Raw genomic sequence first — 19,629 nt, forward strand, 5'->3', positions numbered from 1 at the left:
GCGGCGCTCGCTCCGCCGCCCGCATCCCATCCGTTTCCCAAGGCTTCACCCATGCGAACGTCACGAACGCTCGGACTGGTGATGATCGCGCCCGCTGCGGTCATGATCCTCCTGTTTTTCCTGGTGCCGGTCGTGTTGACCGCCATCTTCGCCATGACCAACATGACCACCGCGACCGGCATTTCCGGCGGGGCCTGGCAGGTCACGCAAGGTGCTGTCAACCGTCTGAAGGCCGACATGCCGGACCTTGCGGGTGGCATTGCCGAGCCGCGCTTCGTCATCGACGAGGAGGGCCTTGTCGCCCTCGATGCCCTGAAGCTCAAGGCCGGATTCACTGCCGAACTGCGATCCAGCCACATGGGCGAGGTCTTTCCCTCGCGGCGCGAGGCGGAGCGGGTGATCAAGGCGCTGAAGGACAGGCCTTCGACCCGCGAGGTCAAGCAGATTTCCGACCTCTTCAACCGCTCGGTTCTCAATACCCGCTTCGAGACCCGCGACGAGCTGATGGCGAACCTCAAGAAGCTCGGCTTCACGCTGACGCCAGCCGAACAGCAGACGGTCGCCAAGGCCACCTATACCGGCTGGGTGTGGACGACGGAAAACTTCCGGATCATCGGCAATTCGCCGGACATGGCGTCGATCTTCCTCAACACCGCCTTTTACGTCGCCACCACGCTGCTCGTCTTCAACGTCAGCTATGCACTTTTCCTCGCCATCACCACCCATTATATGCCGGCTTCGACCGCATCCATCTTCCGCGCCATCTGGCTGCTGCCGCGCATCACGCCTGTGGTCATCTACGTGTTGATGTGGAAATGGCTGACCTGGGACAGCGGCTTCATCTCGATGTTCATGGGCCAGTTCGGTTATCCGCCGAAGAACTACCTGCTCGACAGCGCCCATAATGCCTGGTTCTTCGTGATCCTGATCAACGGCTTCATCGGGGCCTCGATGGGCATGCTGGTCTTCTCTTCCGCGATCAAGGCGATCCCGCAGACGCAGTTCCATGCAAGCGAGGTCGATGGCGCCAGCCGCTGGCAGCAGGTCCGCCACATCATCCTGCCGCAGCTTCGCTGGCCGATCCTGTTCGTCACCTGCTACCAGACCCTGTCGCTGCTCGCCTCCTTCAACGAAATCCTCCTCTCGACCCGCGGCGGGCCGGGGCGGGCGACCGAAGTCTGGTCGCTCGCCGCCTACCACACCGCTCTCAACAACTATACCGGCAACCTGGAATACGGGCTGGGCGCTGCCATGGCGCTGGTGCTGGTGGTGGTCGGGATCGTGCTGTCGCTCATCTACCTGCGTATCTTCCGCTACGACACGCTGATCTCCAAGCCGCTGATCGAGGATTGAGCATGGCCGAAAAACCGCAAATTTCGTCAAACACGACCTCGGCGAATTTCTCGAGCCTGCCCGTGATCCTGCTGCTCGGCCTTTTCAGCCTGCCGCTGCTGGTGATGTATGCCTATCTCTTCATCGACACGATCAGCGACACGGAAGTCGGTTCGCTGATCCCGAACGAGTTCACGCTGCGCCACTGGAGTTTCCTCTGGGAGACCAAGACCGGCAAGCCGAATATCTGGCTCGTCACGCTCAACACCTTCATCTTCGCAAGCTGCATCACCGGCGTCATCCTCACGGTCTCGTCGATGGCGGGTTACGTGCTGTCGCGCCTCAACGTGCCGGCACGCGGCTTTTTCCTCGCCGGCGTCATGGTGCTGCACGCCTTCCCGTCGGTGACACTGATCATCGCCATCTTCATCGTGCTGCAGTGGATCGGCCTCTACAATTCGCTGATCGGGGTGATCCTCGTGAAGGCGGCGATCGACCTGCCGCTCGGCATCTGGCTGATGAAGGGTTTCTACGATACCGTGCCCTGGGAGATCGAGATGGCCGGCACCGTCGACGGCGCCTCGCGCTTCACGGTCTGGCGCCGGCTGGTGCTGCCGCAGATCAAACCGGCGGTGATGGCGCTCGGGCTGTTTTCATTCCTCACCGGCTGGAGCGAATTCATCCTGCCGCAGGTGCTGGCGCCGGGCGCCAAGGTGCAGGTCCTGTCGGTTTATCTGGCGGGTCTAATCATCGACGACAACAATTTCGATTTCGGCACCTTCAAGGCCGTCGGCGTCTTCTACGTCGTGCCGGTGCTGATCCTCTATGTCTTCTTCCAGAAGCATCTCATGAACATCTATGGCGGAGGCACCAAGGGCTGATGCGTATACTGCTCGACAAGTTTTCCAAGAGTTTCGGCTCTACCAGGATCATCGAGGACATGGATCTCGAAGTGGGCTCCGGCGAAATGCTGGCACTGCTCGGACCTTCAGGCTGCGGCAAGTCGACGACGCTGTTTGCCGTCTGCGGCATCCACCGGCCGACCTCGGGCCGCATCCTGTTCGGCGACCGGGACGTCACCCATCTGCCCAGCCAGGAGCGCAATGTCGGCGTCGTCTTCCAATCCTATGCGCTTTATCCGCATATGACGGTGGAGGAGAATATCGGCTTCCCGCTGATGGTGAAGCGGGTTCCCTCCGCTGACATCAAGAAGCAGGTCGCTGGCATCGCAGCCCTTGTCCATATCGAAGATCTCCTCGGGCGGCGCCCGGCGCAGCTTTCGGGCGGCCAGCAGCAGCGGGTGGCGCTCGCCCGCGCCCTGATCCGCCGCCCGGACGTGCTGCTCCTCGACGAACCACTCGCCAATCTCGACGCCAAACTCCGCCTCGAAATGCGCTCGGAAATCCGAAGGCTGCAGAAGGAAACCGGCATCACCGCCATCCTCGTCACCCATGACCAGGTCGAGGCGATGTCGATGTGCGACCGCATCGCCATCATGAAATCGGGCGAGATCGTCCAGATCGCTACGCCGTCGCAGATGTATAACGATCCGCGCACATCCTTCGTCGCCAGCTTCCTCGGCAATCCGCCGATCTCCTTCCTCAAGGGCCGGGCTCAGCAGGGAGCATTCGTGCTGGGTGAAAACGGCCTGCGCCTGCAGCTCGCCGCGGTTTCGGGCATTCCCGACGGCACCGCGCTCAGCCTTGGCGTCCGCCCGGAACATTTCGGCACGGCGGGCGGTGTGCCCGTCGAAGGCAAGGTCGTGTTTGCGGAAACTCAAGGCCGCGAAAATCTATACGATGTCGTTCTGCCGGACGGTTCCGTGCTGCGCTCAATCCAGCCGGTGCGCGACGATGTGAAGCCGGGCGACTGCGTGCGCTGGAACCTGGACAGCGCCTCGACCTTTGTCTTTGCAGAAGACGGCCGGAGATTGTGATGGAGACTCTGATGCGCGACTTCTCCGCCTTCTTCCAGAAATACGGCTGGCCCGAGAACAAAGGCCGGCTGCCGTTCTGCATTGGCCATCGCGGTGCGAGCGGCCACGAGCGGGAGAATACGCTCACCGCCTTTCGCCGCGCAGCCGAGCTCGGCGCCGAAATGTGGGAACTCGACACCCAGATGACCTCGGACGGCGTGGTCGTCGTCTCCCATGACGATCATCTTCAACGGGTCTTCCAGCAGGACCTATTTATCTCGCAGATGACTTTTGCGGAGCTGCGCGAGGCGGTGCCGGATGTGCCGAGTTTCGCGGAAGTCGCCGCGCTCGGGCGGGAGACCGGTTGCGGCCTCTATGTCGAACTGAAACGGCCGGGCACCGGTCCGCTCTGCTGGCAGCACCTGAAGGATATGGATCAGCGTTTCGCCTGTCTCGGTTCCTTCGATACCGCGCAGGTGCGCGAGCTGCGCGAGATGGGCTGCGATTATCCGCTCTCCGTGCTGATCCGCGTCGGTCATGATCCGCATGCGGCAGGCGAGATGGCCGGCGCCGACATCCTGCATCTGTGCTGGGAAAAGGCGAGCGATACGCCGCAGGAATTCGTCACAGAGGACCTGATCGACAGGGCTTTTGCCGAGGGCAAGGAAATCGTGCTCTGGCACGAGGAGCGGCCGGATGTCCTGAAGGATATCATGGTCCTGCCGGTGCTCGGCATATGCACCGACCTGCCGGACCTGATGCGGCCCAAGGAGACGAGCGGCATTTCCCTTTCCCGGGAACCACGCCGCGTCACCTCCTTCGATGTCGCCCGTGCGGCCGGCGTCTCGCGCGCCGCCGTGTCACGCGCCTTCACGCCGGATGCCAGCGTTTCGGAAAAGACCCGGCAAAAAGTGTATCAGGCAGCCAAGGAACTCGGCTACCGGGTCAACTATCTCGCCCGCAGCCTCACCAACAAGCGGTCCGATTTCGTCGGCCTGGTGGCGGCCGGCCTCGATAATCCGTTCCGTACCCAGCAGCTCGAAAATCTGGCCCGCGCGCTGATCGCCCGCAATTACCGGCCGATCCTGCTGCCGACATCCAAGGAAGCGGACAGCGCCACCGTTATCGGCCAGCTGCTGCATTACGCCGTTTCCGGCGTCATCATCACCTCGGACGCGCCGCCCTCGCACATCTTCGAGGAATGCGCGGTCGAGGGCGTGCCGATCGTCTTGGTCAACAAGGGCGAGGATTTTCCCTTCGTCGACCGGGTCGTCTCCGACGACCGAATGTCCGGTTACACGGCCGTCGACCACCTCGTCGAATCGGGCGCCAAGAAGCTTGCCGTCATCGCCGGCACCGCCGTCTCCTATTCCTCGCGCCGTCGCGCCGAGGCGTTTCAGAGCCGCTGCCAGATGCTCGGGCTCGATGCGCCGCTCATCCCGGTCGCCATTAATGACTACGCCCATGGGCACGAGGCGGCGCAGGCTCTGATCGACCTCGGCATAGACGGGGTGTTTTCGGTCAATGACTACATGGCGTGCGGCGTGCTCGACGGGCTCGCCAAGGCCGGCCGGAGCTACGGTTCGGTCAAGGTGATCGGCCATGACGACATCCCTCAGGCAAGCTGGTCGGCCTATGACCTCACCACCTTCGTACAGCCCTGCGACGTTCAGGCGGAACAGGTGATCGATCTCCTGACCAGCCGCATGTCCGAACCGGACGCCGTGGCTAGGGTGGAATTCACGCCGGTGACGCTGATCAAAAGAAGAAGTGCATAAATGGCATCTGCATTCGATCTAACCTCCCTGCAATCTCGCGAAAGGGCCGCAATCGCGGTCGCCCGCCGGGTCGGCATGGAGGCTGCCGCCTTCCGCGCCGAAGCGCTTCCCGAAACACTCGGCGTCGAGAACAAGGGCCTGCAGGATTTCGTCACCGTCGCCGACAAACGGGCGGAGGAAGCAATCCGCGCCTCCCTGCTCGGCGAATTTCCCGGCGACTCCTTCATGGGCGAGGAGGGTGGTGGGCGCTCGGGAGAACGCGGCACCTGGGTGGTCGACCCAATCGACGGCACCACCAATTTCATCCGCGGTTTTCGGCACTGGGGCGTCTCGATTGCCTTCGTTTCCGGTGGCGAGATCCTGGTGGGCGTGATCTACGACGCCGCGCAGGACCGGGTTTTCCACGCGATCCAGGGTGAGGGGGCCTTCAAGGAAGGCAAGCCGATCGCAGCCGCCAAGACCAGCGATCCCAACCACGCGATCGCCATTCTCGGCCATTCCCGCCGCACCGATTTCGAGGACTATCTCGCCATCTCGCGCAAACTCTACGAGCGCGGAATCGACTACCGCCGCATGGGAGCCGCAGCGATCGGCCTCGTCCGCGTCGCCGAAGGTGTTTCCGACCTCTATTACGAACGGCACCTTTCCTCCTGGGACATGCTCGCCGGCGTACTGATCGCGTCGGAAGCGGGTGCGACGATCGCCGTGCCGCCGCTTCAGGAACTGCTTTCGCGGGGCGGGCCGGTGGTTGCCTGTTCGCCGGGGCTTGCGGGGGAGTTTGCCTTCCTGATGGAAATGGAAGGCTTGGCTGCCCCCCGGCAGTAGGGCAGGCAGATAGCGGCAGGGGCATCGACGCGACATAGACGATCCTCCCCTTCGCCAATCCAAACGGGGCCGGGCCGCTCCCGCCGATGAGCGCTCAACCGCTTGGCTTCACCAGCCTATATCGGTCAAGGCGAAGTCGTTGCCCTTATAGGCAACCTTGGTCCTGTAAGCCTTTGCGCAGGCATAGGAGAAGCAATCTCCCATATTGAGCTTTGCAGGGTGGTTGACGATCTTGCCGAAGTCCTGGGCGGCGTCCAGGGCCTTTGTCCCCACGTCTCCGCTGATCATGATGTCCCGAGCCTCCAGATCGGCAATGAACTGGTCCACCAGACGGCGAGACTCCGCCAGCATTTCGGGGGTGGCGGGCTTGTCGCGGCCACTTACCCCAGCCTTGCGGCGTGTTAGCGAAAGCGAGGCCTCCATCCTCACCACGGATGACACATAGAATGGGCCAGGATCCTGGCCGATACGGTCCAGCAACTCATCACGGTCCTGCTCTTCCGCAAGGATAGCCACGATCACGGATGCGTCGATGAACAGCATCAGTCTTCGTCCCACATTTCATCGGTCTCGCGCTTGTGGTCGCCGGGTGCGAATGGTCCCGCAGCACGGGCCATCGCCAGAGATTTTGCCAACCGGTCGCGAATGGGCAAGCTGGCTTTGCGGCTGGCGATCTCGTGCTTCAACGCCGTCTTCACGGCGTCTACTTTGGACGTCTTGATGAGGCCCACAAGCTCCTCCGTGAGCTTGTCGACTTCTGGGTCCTTGATGTAGAGAGGCATCTGAGCATATCCTTTGGAGGATATTATAATATCCTCGTTTTTATATCCCTGCAAGTTGGTTGCTTTTCGGCGTTATCCGAAATGGCTAACCTATTGTTTTTATTGTTTATGTGGTTCGCTGGTATTCGGATTTCACCTCTGCTAAATGACATCATGCCATTCGAAGACAAAAAGAAAAGTCGGGTGACGCTTGTCGACGTAGCGCGGCGCGCCAATGTGTCCCGCGCCACCGCCTCGCTCGTCATCCGCAAGAGCCCGCTGGTCGGTGCCGATACGCGGGCGCGCGTCGAGGAAGCGATGCGCGAGCTCGGCTATGTCTACAACATGGGGGCCGCCCGGCTGAGGGCCGAGCGCAGCCACACCGTCGGCGTCATCGTACCTAATCTGACAAACCCGTTCTTCGCCGAACTGCTCTCCGGCATAGAGGCGGTCATCGATTCGGCCGGCATGGTGGTGATCCTTGCCAATAGCGGCGATCTCGTCGAACGGCAGGACATGGTGATGCGGCGGATGCGCGAGCACGGCGTCGATGGCGTCATCGTCTGCCCGGCGGCCGGCACCGAACCTGCGTTCCTTCACCAGCTCGCCGACTGGGATCTGCCCCTGGTGCAGGTGCTCCGCCAGATCTCCGAGGAAGTCGATTATGCCGGTTCCGACTATGCGGCTGGCATGCGCCAGGCGGTGGATTATCTGGCATCGCTCGGCCACCGGACGATCGCTTTTGCCGTCCACGGGCCGATCCATTCCGCCTATCGCGAGCGCGTCGAGGGGTTTTGCGATGCCATGCAATCGCGCGGGCTCGATCCGAACATGATCGTCGGTCTGCCGATCCAGATCGGCGAGATCGCCGATGCCGCGCATCTCCTCTTCGGCGAGGGCGAGCAGCCGACGGCGGTGATCTGCTTCAACGACGTGATCGCGCTCGGCCTTTCCGCCGGTCTCTACGACCGTGGCCTGAAGGTCGGCGAGAATTTTTCGCTGATCGGTTTCGACGACGTGACCGACGCGGAGGCGATGCGGCCGAGGCTTACATCCGTTTCCACCGGACCGGTGACGATCGGCGGGAATGCGGCCCGGCTTCTCCTCGACCGGTTGGCCGATCCCATCCGCCCACCTCGCAGGGTTGTGAACGAAACGGTTTTGCATATCCGTCAATCCTGCGGGCCGGTCGCCATTTCGGCTTTGCAACAATCCCGTTAGCTTTCGGTTGACGTCCGGACCGAAAGCTTTTAGATCGATCTAAATGAACAGACGCCGCAGAGGAGTGGCGTTCTTTCGACATCATTGGGGAGGTCCCAAGTTGTACAATTTCAATTTCGAGCCCGTATTTGCGGGTTTCGACCAGCTTCTGCTCGGCGCCTGGCTGACGATCCAGCTTTCGGTGGCGGCGATGATCATCGGCCTGATCGTCTCGATCGCCTGCGCCGCCGGCAAGACCTCGGGCATTGCGCCGCTGCGCTGGGTCATCGACGCCTATATCGAGATCATCCGCAACACGCCGTTCCTAGTGCAGATCTTCTTCATCTTCTTCGGCCTGCCGTCGCTCGGGATCTTTCTGACGCCGAACAGCGCGGCGTTGGTGGCGCTGGTCGTCAATTTCGGCGCCTACGGCACGGAGATCATCCGCGCCGGCATCGAGTCGATCCAGAAGGGGCAGATCGAGGCCGGCACCGCGCTCGGCCTCTCGAAGCTGCAGATCTTCCGCTACATCATCATGAAACCGGCGCTGCGCACCGTCTATCCGTCGCTGACCAGCCAGCTCATCTATTTGATGCTGACCTCCAGCGTCGTCTCGGCAATCTCGGCCGACGACCTTGCCGCCGCCGGCAACAATCTGCAGTCGCAGACCTTCGCGAGCTTCGAAGTCTATATCGTCATCACGATCATGTATCTCGTCATGTCGGTCGGTTTCTCGACGATCTTCTCGGCGATCGAGAAGGCCGCCTTCAAATATCCGTTGAGCCGATAGGAGCCTGGCCATGCCATTGATCAGACCTTTCGGCATCAACGAATTCTGGATCATCGTGCTTGCGGCGCAGTGGACCATCGCGCTGTCGGCGATCGCCTTTGCCGGCGGCGGCATCGGTGGCTTGCTGATCGCGCTCATGCGCGTCTCGGATGCGAAATGGCCCCGGCTGATCGCCACCGGTTTCATCCGTGTCTTCCAGGGAACGCCGCTCTTGATGCAGCTCTTCCTGGTGTTCTTCGGCATGAACATCCTCGGTTTTGCCATCAATCCGTGGCTTGCCGCAACCGTCGCACTCACCCTGCATGCGAGCGCCTTCCTCGGCGAAATCTGGCGCGGCTGCATCGAGGCGGTGCCGCCGGGTCAGCGGGAAGCCGCGACCGCGCTCGGCCTGCGCTACTATAACCGGATGCGCTATATCGTCTTGCCGCAGGCCTCCAAGATCGCGGTGGCGCCGACGGTCGGCTTCCTCGTGCAGCTGATCAAGGGCACATCGCTTGCGGCGATCATCGGTTTTACCGAGCTCACCCGCCAGGGCCAGATCATCAACAACGCCACGTTCAGCCCGTTCATGGTGTTCGGCACGGTAGCCGCGGTCTACTTCGTCCTCTGCTGGCCGCTTTCGGTGCTGGCGCGACGGATGGAACTCAGATTTTCCCGCGCAACGGCACGTTGACGGGACCCGAGCCGGAGGGAGGAAACCGGTGCAACAGAAAAGGGTAGGAAAATGAACATTTCTAGACGCATGGTTATGGCCGTCATCGGCGCAGGCCTAATGATGGGCGCAGGCGCCTCCACCGCATCGGCGCAGACCGTCGAAAGCATCAAATCCGCAGGCACCGTCAAGATCGGCATGCTGGTCGACTTCCCGCCGTTCGGGATCATGAACACCTCGAACGAGCCGGACGGTTATGATGCCGACGTGGCAAAGCTGCTCGCCAAGGAATTCGGCGTGAAGGTGCAGATCGTTCCGGTCACCGGCCCGAACCGCATTCCCTACCTGCAGAGCAACCAGGTCGACCTGCTTGTCGCCTCGCTCGGCATCACCGAAGAGCGCGCCAAGAGCGTCGATTTCTCGCAGCCCTATGCCGGCATCTCGATCGGCGTGTTCGGCGCCAAGGCGACCGAGGTCTCCAAGCCGGAAGACCTGTCCGGTAAGACGATCGGCGTCGCCCGCGCCTCGACGCAGGATACCGGCGTCACCAAGATCGCCCCGAAGGATGCCAAGATCCAGCGTTTCGATGACGATGCCAGCGCCGTGCAGGCCCTGCTGTCCGGCCAGGTTCAGCTGATCGGCGTCTCGAACGTTGTCGCCGCCCAGATCGAAAAGGCAGCTCCCGGCCGGTTCACCCAGAAGCTGCAGCTTAGCCAGCAGGTTCAGGGCATCGCTGTCCGCAAGGGTTCGAGCGAGTTGTTGACGGCTGTCAACGCCTTCATCGCCAAGGTCAAGGCCAACGGCGAACTCGGCAAGATCCATGAAAAGTGGCTCGGCGCTCCGCTGCCGGACTTCGTCGCCAACGCCAAGTAAGACCAGAACCACGCCCAGAACTGAGATCGAAAGGGAGTTCCTCGCAATGACTGAGGTGAACGCAAACGCATCGGCCGCGGCCACGCGAGGAACTTCCGAACTCGCCGTCAGGATGGAAGGCGTCAACAAGTGGTATGGCGGCTTTCGCGCGCTGAAGGACGTCGAACTGTCGGTCAACCGAGGGGAGCGGATCGTCATCTGCGGCCCTTCCGGCTCCGGCAAGTCGACGCTGATCCGCTGCATCAACCAGCTGGAGACGATCCAGAAGGGCAAAATCGTCGTTGACGGCCATGACCTGACCGCCGGCGGCAAGAACGTCGATATCGTCCGCCAGGAGACCGGCATGGTCTTCCAGCAGTTCAACCTCTTCCCGCACATGACGGTCCTGGAAAACTGCACGCTGGCGCCGATGAAGGTGCGTGGCATTTCGAAGGTCGAGGCGGAAAAGACCGCTCGCAAATACCTGGAGCGGGTGCGCATTCCCGAACAGGCCGAAAAGTATCCCGCCCAGCTTTCCGGCGGCCAGCAGCAGCGCGTGGCGATTGCCCGGGCACTGTGCATGAACCCGAAGATCATGCTGTTCGACGAGCCGACCTCGGCGCTCGACCCGGAAATGGTCAAGGAAGTGCTCGACACCATGATCGACCTTGCGAAGGAGGGCATGACCATGCTCTGCGTCACCCATGAAATGGGTTTTGCCCGGCAGGTCGCCGACCGGGTGATCTTCATGGACCGCGGCGAGATCCTCGAAACCGCAGCGCCGGAAGAATTCTTCGGCAATCCCAAGAACGAGCGCCTGAAGATCTTCCTCGGACAGATCTCCTGAGACCGCTGCCATCCATTGAAATGAAGGAGTTCCGGACGTGAAACCAGACATCCTGCTTGTGGAACCGATGATGCAGTTCATCGAGGACCAGCTCGACGCAGCCTATACCGTGCATCGGCTGTATGACTCGGCGCAGAAGGCAACGCTGGAAGCAGCGTTGCCGAACATCCGCGCCGTCGCGACCGGCGGCGGCACCGGTCTTTCCAACGAATGGATCGAGAAGCTGCCCTCGCTCGGCGTCATCGCCATCAACGGCGTCGGCACCGACAAGGTCGACCTCAAATTCACACGGAGCCGCAATATCGACGTCACCACCACGCCCGGCGTTTTGACTGATGATGTCGCCGACATGGGCATTGCACTGATGCTCGGCGTGCTGCGCCATATCGCCAAGGGCGACGCATTCGTGCGGGCCGGCAAATGGGGCAGCCAAGGCTTTCCACTCGGCAACAGCCCGAAGGGCAAGCGCGTCGGCATCCTCGGCCTCGGCCAGATCGGCAAGGCCTTCGGCCGCCGCGCCGAAGCCTTCGGCATGGACGTGCGCTTCTGGAACCGCTCGCCGGTCAAGGACACGACCTGGAAGTCCTGTGCCTCGCCGGTGGCATTGGCGCAAGACAGCGACGTGCTGTGCGTCATCGTCGCCGCGAATGCGCAGACGAAAGACATCGTCAATGCCGAGGTTCTGAAGGCGCTGGGACCGAAAGGCATCCTGATCAATATTGCCCGCGGCAGCGTCGTCGACGAAAACGCGCTGCTCGCCGCCCTCAACGACGGCACGATCGGCGCAGCCGGTCTCGATGTCTATCTCGACGAGCCGCGCATCCGCGAAGATTTCTTCACCGCGCCGAACACGGTGCTGATGCCACACCAGGGCAGCGCCACGGTCGAGACCCGCATCGCCATGGGGGAGCTGGTGCTTGCCAATATCGCCGCACATTTCGCTGGCGAAAAGCCGCCGACCACCGTCAATTGAGCAATTCCAGGAAAAGTGTGAAGCGGTTTTCCGTTCGGAATTGCGCTGCGCAAAAGTGAGCCGGAGAAACGAGATGATCATCCGTCAGGCCTTTTTCGAAGGCAGGATCCATGCCGGCCAGGAAGAGGCGTTCAAGACCTATGTGGCCGAGAAGCTGATGCCGATGTGGCTGGCTTTTCCGGGCATCAGGGAAGTACACGTGCTCTACAATATCGAGCGCGATGACGGTGCGCCGTCCTACCCGATGGTGCTGTCGACCATGTACGAAAGCCGCGAGGCACTGGCCGCGGCCTTGGAATCGCCGGTGCGCTACGAAAGCCGGGACATGACCAAGGGGCTACTGGACATGTTCGACGGCCGCATCCATCACCACGTCTTCGATCTGGCGCTGTCCTGAGTTCATCGGCCGCCGGTCAACCGCCGGCGGTCTTCGTGCCTGAGCCGGGCGCGCGATAAGCGGGCGTGTTCGGCTCGAACAGTTCGATCAGGTTTCCGGACGGATCCTCCAGTAAAATCTGCTTGCCGCCCGTCCCCTGGATGATCTCGTTGCGGAAGCCGCAGCCGGCCAGTTTCAGCCGCTCAACCATCCCATCCAGGTCGTCGACGGTCATATGGATGCGGTTCCACCCGCCGGGTGCCTGCTGCTCTCCGGATGGCATCGGCGCACCGCCGCCACCCCGCGGGTTCGGCTGGGAGAGATAGAGATGCATGTCGCCACGCGAGATTTCCGCGAAAGACGGGGCAGGGTGCATCTCGAGCTTGAAGCCAAGGTGTGCAGTGTAGAAATCGATCGCTGACTTTACATCGTTGACGATGTATCTGAAGCATGCGGCCATTGTCTGAGCCCTCCCGGTGTCAGATGGATATCCGAAGGCAAAGCCTAACATTCCCGCAATGGAGAGCAAGCGTCATCCGCTTGTCCTCCGCGAAAGCTGCCGTACGTCGGCGATCAACGCACCGCAACTGCGTAGAGGCGTGGGGAAATCCCGAAACTGCGGGTGAAGATGCGGGTCATGTGGCTCTGATCCGCAAAGCCGCTGCCCAGCGCCGCCTCCGCAAGTCCCGTCCCGCCGGCGATCAGTTTTCGCGCCAGCCGGATGCGCTGCTGGATCAGGTAGGCATGCGGGGTGAGCCCCATCACCCTGTCGAAAGCCCGCAGGAGCTGGAATTGGCTAAGGCCGGCAAGGTCCGCCAGATCGGCAAGGCTGACCGCTTTGGCCGGATCGTCGTCGATCCGCTCGCGCGCTGCCCGGATCGCTTGCGGTACCGGTTTAGGCTCCGGCGCGTCCCGCATCACCTCGGCCAGCAGCGTCAGCAGCAATTCCTGGCGGCGGAGTTCCGCGCCGGCTTGCTCGGCGATCATCGCCGTGAACAGCTGCCGTATCGTCATGGCCTGCGGCGGGTGCCGCAGCACCGGATCGGCAAATTCGAAATCGCCGGGCCTGCCCTGGCGGATATCCGCGACTGCGCCGGCCATCACATCCGGATCGAAATAGAGCATCTGCCAGAAACGCCCTTCATCGCCGATCGGCGCGCCGTCATGCACTTCGCCGGGGTTGACGGTGATGACGTCGCCCGGTCCGGCCTCCACCGGACCGCGTCCACTTGCGGACTTCTGGGCGCCGCTCTCGATCACGCCGATGCCGTACTGGTCATGGGTGTGACGGGCAAAATGGTGGTCGGAGCGGGCCACGACCGCCTGCACGCCAGCCATGCCGCATCGAAACATCCGAAATCCGTTTCGTCCCTTCGCGCGCATCGGCTCCTCGCGTTTGAGCCAACATAGCCCGGCTCGAGAAGATCACCAACCGGCAGCTTCCAGCTTCACTCGGCTTACAGAACGGTACGCACCCGCCAGAGTTCGGGAAACAGTTCGACCTCCAGCATCTTCTTCAGATACGAGGTGCCGGACGTGCCGCCGGTGCCACGCTTGAAGCCGATCACCCGTTCCACCGTGGTGACATGGTTGAATCGCCAGCGGCGGAAATAATCCTCGAAATCGACCAGCTTTTCTGCGAGTTCGTAAAGCTCCCAATAGGTGCCTGGCGCGCTATAGACCTGTTTCCAGGCCTCCAGCACCTGCTCGTTCTCAGGGCGTTTTGTGCGCCAGTCGGTTCTTGCTGCGTCTTCGCCGATATCGAAGCCGCGCCGGGAAAGCAGCATCAGCGCCTCGTCGTAAAGGCTAGGGTGGGCAAGGATGCCTTCCAGCTTTTCGATGATATCGGGCCGATGCGCATGCGGCCCGAGCATCGCCACGTTGCGGTTGCCTGCGAGGAACTCGATCGCCCGATACTGATAGGACTGGAAACCGGAAGACTGGCCGAGCGAGGCGCGGAATTCCGTATATTCGCTGGGCGTCATGGTGCGCAGCACGTCCCAGGCATTGTTGAGTTGCTCGAAAATCCGGGCGACGCGGGTGAGCATCTTGAAGGCCGGCTGCGGATCATCGTTGCGGATGGCATTGATTGCCGAGGTGATCTCGTGGATCGCAAGCTTCATCCACAATTCGGACGTCTGGTGCTGGATGATGAACAGCAGTTCGTCATGCGCCGCCGAGATCGGCTCTTGCGCGTCGAGCACCTTTTCGAGATGCAGGTAATCGGAATAGGACATCTTCTCGCGAAAAGACATTTCCGCGCCGTCTTCGCCGGGATCGTAAGGTTTCGAGCTCATAATGTCCGATATGTCTTTCGCGGTCTAGAATTCCACTTCCAACTCGACGATTTCGTCCGGTTCCGCAAGCGCCCCTTCGGTCCATTCGAGCATCAGCGGCCAGGCGAGGACAGTGTCGGCGTAGGCCGCAAGCTTCGGTTCAAGCTCGACCGCATAGGTGCGGAAGCGACTGCAGACGGGCGCATACATGGCATCCGCCACCGTCGGCTTTTCGCCGAAAAGCCACGGGCCACCGCTCGCTTCCAGGCACTCGGCCCAGATCGTCTTGACCCGTTCCACATCCGGCCGGGCGCCGGAAAAGATTTTGAAGCGTTCGTGCCGGGCCTTGAGGTTCATCGGCAGGGCCGAGCGAAGATTGTGAAAGCCGGAATGCATTTCCCCGGAGACCGCACGACAACGGGCGCGGTCGGCGATGTCGGCCGGCCAGAGACCGGCATCCGGCGTGATTTCGTTCAGATATTCGGCAATCGCCAGCGTATCCCAGACGTTGACGCCATCATGGGTCAGCCGCGGCACCAGCACGGAGGGCGACAACAGCAGCAGTTCCTGGCGCGCATCGTCGTTCATCTCGACCAGCATTTCCTCGAAATCGAGGCCCGCCATGCGGCAGAGGAGCCATCCGCGCAGCGACCAGGAGGAATAGTTTTTCGAGGAGATCGTGAGTGCCGCCTGCGTCATCAGTTTCAATCCTTGTCGGACAATCATGCGTCCGGTGACAATCTTCTCGCATCGCGAGACATATTGCACTAGCATTTTTGCACTGCCGCATTTTTGCGGTGAGCGGGGACATGTTCATGCTCTATCAGGCCTATCAATTCCAGGACGACCTCCTCGCGCCGATGCGGGATATGGCCCGACGCCTGCAACTGATGTCTTCGGCCCTGTTCTTCGGCGCCGGCACCGAAATGGGCCGGCATGCTGCCGCAGCACTGGAATTGATGTCCCGCTTCAAGATCACCCACGAGCGGCCGGAGTTCGAGATTACCTCGGTCACGATCGGCAACCGCGACGTGCCGATATCAGTCGAGACGGCGCTCGACCTGCCTTTCGGGCGGCTCCTGCATTTCGTCGCCGACGTCGATACGCCCCGTCCGCGAGTGCTGGTGGTCGCGCCACTCTCCGGCCATTTCGCGACGCTGCTGCGCGGCACGGTCCAGACCTTACTAAAGGATCACGACGTCTACGTCACCGACTGGGCCAATGCGCGGGACGTGTCCACGTCCGCCGGTCGCTTCGGAATGGACGATTATGTCGATTACATCATCCGCTTCCTGGAAGAGATTGGTCCGCGCGGACATATCCTCGCCGTCTGCCAGCCCTGCGTCCAGGCGCTCGTCGCCGTTGCCGTGATGTCAGAGGCGAAAAACCCGGCGACCCCGCGCACCATGACGCTGATGGCCGGGCCGGTCGATACCCGCGAGAGCCCGACCAAGGTCAACGAACTTGCGGTCTCGAAGCCGCTGTCGTGGTTCAAGAGCGAACTGATAACCGGGGTACCCATGGGTTTTCCGGGCAGCGGCCGGCGCGTTTATCCCGGTTTCCTGCAGCTCGTCGCCTTCATGAGCATGAACATGGAGCGCCATGTCGAGGCACATCGCAAGCTCTACCGCCACCTAGCCAAGGGTGAGACCGCCGAGGCGGATAAGATCAAGCATTTCTACGACGAATATTTCGCCGTACTCGACATGACCGAGGAATTTTATATCGAGACCATCGATCGGGTGTTCCAGAGGGCGGAGCTGGCGAGCGGCAACTACACCCACCATGGCCGCAAGGTAGACCCGAACCATATTCGCGCCACCGCGCTTCTGACCGTCGAAGGCGGCCGCGATGATATCTGCGGGCTCGGCCAGACTTCTGCAGCCCATGACCTCTGTCATTCGCTACGCCCGCACCTGCGCCGCCATCATCTGCAGGCCAATGTCGGGCACTATGGCGTCTTCAGCGGCCGCCGCTGGGAGAAGGAAATCTATCCCGTCGTCCGCAACATGATCCTCGCGATGGAATAGCGCGACAGGCGCCAGCCTTGCACCTTCGCTTGCATACGATCACCCATCTGTTGTATGCAATGAAGGGGTAGGAGAAAAAAGATGAGCAGCAGGGATCCGGTTTTCGGCTGGTGGGATGCTCCTCCGTTTATCGGCGAGCTGATCCAGTCATTGTCCGGCCGCGGCCGGGCCTTGTTCGGCCTTTCATCGCCGCCGGTGCAGAACCGCGACCTCGCCGGCCTTGCCGAGATGATCCTGTCGCGCCGCGGCGAAGTCTCCGGCGCCATTCTTGCCGAAGCCTTCCTCGAAGCCTATCGCCAGGCAAGCGTCCCGGACCGCGACGCCTTCATGCGGGCACTGCTCGACCGTTTCGGCCCGGATCGCCCGGTCCTGGACGCCGCGGCGGCGGCCTATAACGCCGAGCCAAGCGCAGAGAATATCGCGAGGCTGCACGAGGCGGCGGAGCCGCGGCGGCAGGAGTTGTTTCGCCGCATCAATTTCGCCAAGCGCGGCACCGCAACGCTGGTCGAGATGCGCGAACACCTGATGGACATGTTGGCCAAAGAACCGGCGCTGCAGCCGGTCGACCTCGATTTCTGCCATCTCTTCTCCTCATGGTTCAACCGGGGTTTCCTGATGTTGCGATCGATCGACTGGACCACGCCCGCCAATATCCTGGAGGCGCTGATCCGCTACGAGGCCGTGCACGATATCGACGGCTGGGACGATCTGCGCCGACGGCTGGCGCCGGCCGACCGCCGTTGCTTCGGCTTCTTTCACCCGCAATTGGAAGACGAGCCGCTGATCTTCGTCGAGGTGGCGCTGACCGACCATCTGCCGGCCTCGGTCGACGCGCTTCTGGCACGCGACCGCCAGCCGCTGGAAGTGCAGCAGGCGACGACGGCCGTATTCTATTCGATTTCCAACTGCCAGCGCGGCTTGGCTGGCATTTCGCTCGGCAATTTCCTGATCAAGCAGGTGGTGAACGACCTGAAGCGCGACCTGCCGCGGCTCGAAAATTTCGTGACGTTATCGCCCATACCGGGCTTCGGCGCCTGGCTGCGCGGCGAGAGCCGCGCCACCGACAGCGCGGAGATCGTAGAGGAAAAGCAGCGGCTTATGGCTCGGCTGGAAGGCGATTGGGCGTCGGCCGGTGAGCGCGAACTCGACCAGATCCAGCGCGCCATGCTGCCGCTCGGCGCACATTACCTGCTCAACGTCCGGCGCGGCAACGGTCGGCCGGTCGATCCGGTCGCGCGATTCCACCTCGGCAACGGCGCACAGGCCGAGCGGCTCAACTTCCTCGGCGACCGTTCGCCGAAGGGCATGCGCCAGTCCTACGGCCTGATGGTCAACTATCGCTACCGGCTCGGCGAGATCGAGAAAAATCACGAGGCTTATGCCGAAAACGGCCATATCGCAGCGACGCCGGCGCTGCGCAAACTGGCCCAACCGGTTTCCCAGGAGGTGTTTTGATGGCTGGTAATCTCTATGACGCGCTGCTCGGCGGGCTCGACCGGGAGGACCGGCTGCTCCTGACCGACGAGACGGTTGGCACGATGAGCTACCGCACCTTCGCCGATCAATGCGCGCGGCTTGCCGGAGCGCTTCTTGAAGCCGGCCTGCAGCCGGGCGACCGGGTGGCCGTCCAGGCGGAAAAGTCGGTCGCAGCATTGGCGCTTTATCTGGCGACAGTCAGGGCAGGGGGCATCTACCTGCCGCTCAACATCGCCTATACGCCGGCGGAAATCGAATATTTCCTCACCGACGCCGAGCCCTCGATCTTCGTCTGCGATCCCTCGAAATTCGAGGCGCTGCAGCCGATCGCCAACGCGGCCGGCGCGAAGATCCTGACGCTCGACCCAACGGGCAAGGGGACGCTGACCTATGCCGCCGCCATCGCCACGCCGATAACCGAAACCTCAGAGCGGGGCGGAGCGGATATCGCCGCGATCCTCTATACGTCCGGCACGACGGGGCGTTCCAAGGGCGCCATGCTCAGCCATGACAATCTCCTGTCAAACGCGACGTCGCTGGTCGAAAGCTGGCGGTTCACGGACAAGGACGTGCTGATCCACGCGCTGCCGATCTTCCACACACACGGGCTTTTCGTCGCCACCAACGTCGTGCTCGCCTCGCGCGCCTCAATGATTTTCCAGCCGAAATTCGACCCGAACAAGATCATGGAGGCGATGCCGAAGGCGACCGTGCTGATGGGTGTGCCGACCTTCTATACCCGCCTGCTGCAACATCCGGGGCTCAACAAGGACAGCACCGCCCATATACGCCTGTTCGTCTCCGGCTCGGCGCCGCTTCTGGCCGAAACCCACGAGGAATGGCAGGCGCGCACCGGTCACGCCATCCTCGAGCGCTACGGCATGACCGAGACCAACATGAACACCTCGAACCCCTATGACGGCCGGCGGGTCGCCGGCACGGTCGGGTTCCCGTTGCCGGGGGTCCAGGTTCGGGTCACTGACGCCGAAACAGGCGCCTCCCTCGGCACCGAGGAGATCGGCATGATCGAGGTGCGCGGCCCGAACGTGTTTTCGGGTTACTGGCGCATGCCGGAAAAGACCGCCGCAGAATTCCGCAAGGACGGCTTCTTCATCACCGGCGACCTCGGAAAGATCGACAAGGACGGTTATGTCCATATCGTCGGGCGCGGCAAGGACCTCATCATCACCGGCGGCTACAATGTATACCCGAAAGAGGTGGAGATGGAAATCGACGCCATGCCGGGCGTTACCGAAAGTGCCGTGTTCGGTGTCAAGCATCCGGATTTCGGCGAGGGCATCATTGCCGCGATCGTCCTGAAATCAGGGGCCCAGCTGACCGAACAAGAGGTCATCAAGGCGCTGGATGGCCGTCTGGCGGGCTATAAACGCCCGAAAAAGGTGACGTTCATGGCCGAATTGCCGCGCAACACGATGGGCAAGGTGCAGAAGAATATACTCCGCAATCAGTTTTCCGGAACGTTCGAGCCGACAGCCGCCGCCGCAAAATAGCAAATCGCAATTTTGGGACTTGACGGTTCATGTAT

Annotated in this window: 21 protein-coding genes and 1 pseudogene; 16 read left to right on the forward strand and 6 right to left on the reverse strand. The window is 62.0% G+C overall.

Annotated elements, in window-relative coordinates; genetic code table 11:
• The first annotated feature begins 51 nt into the window (after window positions 1-51).
• The 6 genes and pseudogenes from MOV63_RS15395 to MOV63_RS15420 all read left to right on the forward strand — a co-directional run bounded on the left by MOV63_RS15395 (window position 52) and on the right by MOV63_RS15420 (window position 5,850).
• Window positions 52-1,353 carry a carbohydrate ABC transporter permease gene (locus MOV63_RS15395; RefSeq protein WP_247034662.1) on the forward strand — a complete coding sequence of 434 codons (1,302 nt, stop codon included), beginning with the start codon at window positions 52-54 and terminating at the stop codon, window positions 1,351-1,353.
• Between the two features lie 2 nt (window positions 1,354-1,355).
• On the forward strand, window positions 1,356-2,213 hold the full coding sequence (locus tag MOV63_RS15400) for a carbohydrate ABC transporter permease (protein ID WP_247034664.1): 858 nt from the start codon (window positions 1,356-1,358) through the stop codon (window positions 2,211-2,213).
• Complete coding sequence (locus MOV63_RS15405; protein ID WP_247034666.1) at window positions 2,213-3,268, forward strand: ABC transporter ATP-binding protein; 1,056 nt, start codon at window positions 2,213-2,215, stop codon at window positions 3,266-3,268. Before MOV63_RS15400 ends, MOV63_RS15405 begins: the two co-directional genes overlap by 1 nt.
• Before the next feature lie 8 nt (window positions 3,269-3,276).
• Window positions 3,277-4,014 (forward strand): annotated as a pseudogene (locus MOV63_RS15410) (glycerophosphodiester phosphodiesterase); the annotation flags it as partial.
• Window positions 4,006-5,025, forward strand: a complete 1,020-nt coding sequence (locus tag MOV63_RS15415) for a LacI family DNA-binding transcriptional regulator (protein ID WP_247034711.1) — start codon at window positions 4,006-4,008, stop codon at window positions 5,023-5,025. The pseudogene MOV63_RS15410 and the gene MOV63_RS15415, both read left to right, overlap by 9 nt.
• The gene (locus MOV63_RS15420) at window positions 5,026-5,850 is read left to right on the forward strand and encodes an inositol monophosphatase family protein (protein WP_247034668.1); all 825 of its coding nucleotides are present in this window, start codon (window positions 5,026-5,028) and stop codon (window positions 5,848-5,850) included. It abuts the gene before it with no gap.
• Window positions 5,851-5,958: 108 nt separating this feature from the next.
• On the opposite strand, the gene MOV63_RS15425 is transcribed toward MOV63_RS15420, so the two are convergent.
• Both MOV63_RS15425 and MOV63_RS15430 read right to left on the reverse strand, forming a co-directional pair.
• On the reverse strand, window positions 5,959-6,393 hold the full coding sequence (locus MOV63_RS15425; protein ID WP_040123898.1) for a type II toxin-antitoxin system VapC family toxin: 435 nt from the start codon (window positions 6,391-6,393) through the stop codon (window positions 5,959-5,961).
• Window positions 6,393-6,632 carry a type II toxin-antitoxin system VapB family antitoxin gene (locus tag MOV63_RS15430; protein WP_247034670.1) on the reverse strand — a complete coding sequence of 80 codons (240 nt, stop codon included), beginning with the start codon at window positions 6,630-6,632 and terminating at the stop codon, window positions 6,393-6,395. The genes MOV63_RS15425 and MOV63_RS15430 overlap by 1 nt, the downstream gene beginning before the upstream one ends.
• A gap of 153 nt (window positions 6,633-6,785) precedes the next feature.
• Between MOV63_RS15430 and MOV63_RS15435 the strand changes: the two genes are divergently transcribed.
• From MOV63_RS15435 to MOV63_RS15465, 7 genes are all read left to right on the forward strand, one after another.
• The gene (locus MOV63_RS15435) at window positions 6,786-7,832 is read left to right on the forward strand and encodes a LacI family DNA-binding transcriptional regulator (protein WP_247034671.1); all 1,047 of its coding nucleotides are present in this window, start codon (window positions 6,786-6,788) and stop codon (window positions 7,830-7,832) included.
• A 100-nt stretch (window positions 7,833-7,932) separates the two neighbouring features.
• Window positions 7,933-8,601 (forward strand): amino acid ABC transporter permease, encoded by a 669-nt coding sequence (locus MOV63_RS15440; protein WP_247034672.1) that lies wholly within the window; start codon window positions 7,933-7,935, stop codon window positions 8,599-8,601.
• Window positions 8,602-8,617: 16 nt separating this feature from the next.
• On the forward strand, window positions 8,618-9,274 hold the full coding sequence (locus tag MOV63_RS15445) for an amino acid ABC transporter permease (protein WP_080952390.1): 657 nt from the start codon (window positions 8,618-8,620) through the stop codon (window positions 9,272-9,274).
• Window positions 9,275-9,325: 51 nt separating this feature from the next.
• Entirely contained in the window at window positions 9,326-10,126 is an 801-nt protein-coding gene (locus tag MOV63_RS15450) for a transporter substrate-binding domain-containing protein (protein WP_247034673.1), read from the forward strand.
• 112 nt (window positions 10,127-10,238) lie between these two features.
• Window positions 10,239-10,952: an amino acid ABC transporter ATP-binding protein gene (locus MOV63_RS15455; RefSeq protein ID WP_247034713.1), complete on the forward strand. Its 714-nt coding sequence runs from the start codon at window positions 10,239-10,241 to the stop codon at window positions 10,950-10,952.
• Window positions 10,953-11,019: 67 nt separating this feature from the next.
• Complete coding sequence (locus MOV63_RS15460) at window positions 11,020-11,925, forward strand: 2-hydroxyacid dehydrogenase (RefSeq protein ID WP_247034714.1); 906 nt, start codon at window positions 11,020-11,022, stop codon at window positions 11,923-11,925.
• 73 nt (window positions 11,926-11,998) lie between these two features.
• A complete protein-coding gene (locus MOV63_RS15465; protein ID WP_247034674.1) occupies window positions 11,999-12,322 on the forward strand; it encodes an antibiotic biosynthesis monooxygenase in 324 nt (107 codons plus the stop codon).
• A gap of 16 nt (window positions 12,323-12,338) precedes the next feature.
• Here the strand turns inward: MOV63_RS15465 and MOV63_RS15470 are convergent, their stop codons facing one another.
• From MOV63_RS15470 to MOV63_RS15485, 4 genes are all read right to left on the reverse strand, one after another.
• Window positions 12,339-12,761: a VOC family protein gene (locus tag MOV63_RS15470; RefSeq protein WP_247034675.1), complete on the reverse strand. Its 423-nt coding sequence runs from the start codon at window positions 12,759-12,761 to the stop codon at window positions 12,339-12,341.
• Between the two features lie 113 nt (window positions 12,762-12,874).
• A complete protein-coding gene (locus MOV63_RS15475; RefSeq protein ID WP_247034676.1) occupies window positions 12,875-13,684 on the reverse strand; it encodes an AraC family transcriptional regulator in 810 nt (269 codons plus the stop codon).
• A 74-nt stretch (window positions 13,685-13,758) separates the two neighbouring features.
• Window positions 13,759-14,598 (reverse strand): tryptophan 2,3-dioxygenase, encoded by an 840-nt coding sequence (kynA, locus tag MOV63_RS15480; RefSeq protein ID WP_247034684.1) that lies wholly within the window; start codon window positions 14,596-14,598, stop codon window positions 13,759-13,761.
• 24 nt (window positions 14,599-14,622) lie between these two features.
• A complete protein-coding gene (locus MOV63_RS15485) occupies window positions 14,623-15,276 on the reverse strand; it encodes a glutathione S-transferase (RefSeq protein ID WP_247034686.1) in 654 nt (217 codons plus the stop codon).
• A gap of 116 nt (window positions 15,277-15,392) precedes the next feature.
• Here MOV63_RS15485 and MOV63_RS15490 point away from each other — a divergent pair, with 116 nt between their 5' ends.
• From MOV63_RS15490 to MOV63_RS15500, 3 genes are all read left to right on the forward strand, one after another.
• On the forward strand, window positions 15,393-16,607 hold the full coding sequence (locus MOV63_RS15490) for a polyhydroxyalkanoate depolymerase (RefSeq protein ID WP_247034716.1): 1,215 nt from the start codon (window positions 15,393-15,395) through the stop codon (window positions 16,605-16,607).
• An 81-nt stretch (window positions 16,608-16,688) separates the two neighbouring features.
• On the forward strand, window positions 16,689-18,062 hold the full coding sequence (locus tag MOV63_RS15495) for a malonyl-CoA decarboxylase (protein ID WP_247034687.1): 1,374 nt from the start codon (window positions 16,689-16,691) through the stop codon (window positions 18,060-18,062).
• The gene (locus MOV63_RS15500) at window positions 18,062-19,594 is read left to right on the forward strand and encodes a malonyl-CoA synthase (RefSeq protein WP_040123887.1); all 1,533 of its coding nucleotides are present in this window, start codon (window positions 18,062-18,064) and stop codon (window positions 19,592-19,594) included. The genes MOV63_RS15495 and MOV63_RS15500 overlap by 1 nt, the downstream gene beginning before the upstream one ends.
• The last annotated feature ends 35 nt before the right edge of the window (window positions 19,595-19,629 follow it).

The sequence above is a fragment of the Neorhizobium sp. SHOUNA12A genome, from assembly GCF_023006505.1.
Taxonomy (GTDB): Bacteria; Pseudomonadota; Alphaproteobacteria; order Rhizobiales; family Rhizobiaceae; genus Neorhizobium.

Coding starts and splice junctions, on each gene's coding strand:
- MOV63_RS15395 (WP_247034662.1), top strand. CDS start 52: ATGCGAACGTCACGAACGCTCGGACTGGTGATGATCGCGCCCGCTGCG.
- MOV63_RS15400 (WP_247034664.1), top strand. CDS start 1,356: ATGGCCGAAAAACCGCAAATTTCGTCAAACACGACCTCGGCGAATTTC.
- MOV63_RS15405 (WP_247034666.1), top strand. CDS start 2,213: ATGCGTATACTGCTCGACAAGTTTTCCAAGAGTTTCGGCTCTACCAGG.
- MOV63_RS15415 (WP_247034711.1), top strand. CDS start 4,006: ATGCGGCCCAAGGAGACGAGCGGCATTTCCCTTTCCCGGGAACCACGC.
- MOV63_RS15420 (WP_247034668.1), top strand. CDS start 5,026: ATGGCATCTGCATTCGATCTAACCTCCCTGCAATCTCGCGAAAGGGCC.
- MOV63_RS15425 (WP_040123898.1), bottom strand. CDS start 6,393: ATGCTGTTCATCGACGCATCCGTGATCGTGGCTATCCTTGCGGAAGAG.
- MOV63_RS15430 (WP_247034670.1), bottom strand. CDS start 6,632: ATGCCTCTCTACATCAAGGACCCAGAAGTCGACAAGCTCACGGAGGAG.
- MOV63_RS15435 (WP_247034671.1), top strand. CDS start 6,786: ATGCCATTCGAAGACAAAAAGAAAAGTCGGGTGACGCTTGTCGACGTA.
- MOV63_RS15450 (WP_247034673.1), top strand. CDS start 9,326: ATGAACATTTCTAGACGCATGGTTATGGCCGTCATCGGCGCAGGCCTA.
- MOV63_RS15455 (WP_247034713.1), top strand. CDS start 10,239: ATGGAAGGCGTCAACAAGTGGTATGGCGGCTTTCGCGCGCTGAAGGAC.
- MOV63_RS15460 (WP_247034714.1), top strand. CDS start 11,020: ATGATGCAGTTCATCGAGGACCAGCTCGACGCAGCCTATACCGTGCAT.
- MOV63_RS15465 (WP_247034674.1), top strand. CDS start 11,999: ATGATCATCCGTCAGGCCTTTTTCGAAGGCAGGATCCATGCCGGCCAG.
- MOV63_RS15470 (WP_247034675.1), bottom strand. CDS start 12,761: ATGGCCGCATGCTTCAGATACATCGTCAACGATGTAAAGTCAGCGATC.
- MOV63_RS15475 (WP_247034676.1), bottom strand. CDS start 13,684: ATGCGCGCGAAGGGACGAAACGGATTTCGGATGTTTCGATGCGGCATG.
- kynA (WP_247034684.1), bottom strand. CDS start 14,598: ATGAGCTCGAAACCTTACGATCCCGGCGAAGACGGCGCGGAAATGTCT.
- MOV63_RS15485 (WP_247034686.1), bottom strand. CDS start 15,276: ATGACGCAGGCGGCACTCACGATCTCCTCGAAAAACTATTCCTCCTGG.
- MOV63_RS15490 (WP_247034716.1), top strand. CDS start 15,393: ATGCTCTATCAGGCCTATCAATTCCAGGACGACCTCCTCGCGCCGATG.
- MOV63_RS15495 (WP_247034687.1), top strand. CDS start 16,689: ATGAGCAGCAGGGATCCGGTTTTCGGCTGGTGGGATGCTCCTCCGTTT.
- MOV63_RS15500 (WP_040123887.1), top strand. CDS start 18,062: ATGGCTGGTAATCTCTATGACGCGCTGCTCGGCGGGCTCGACCGGGAG.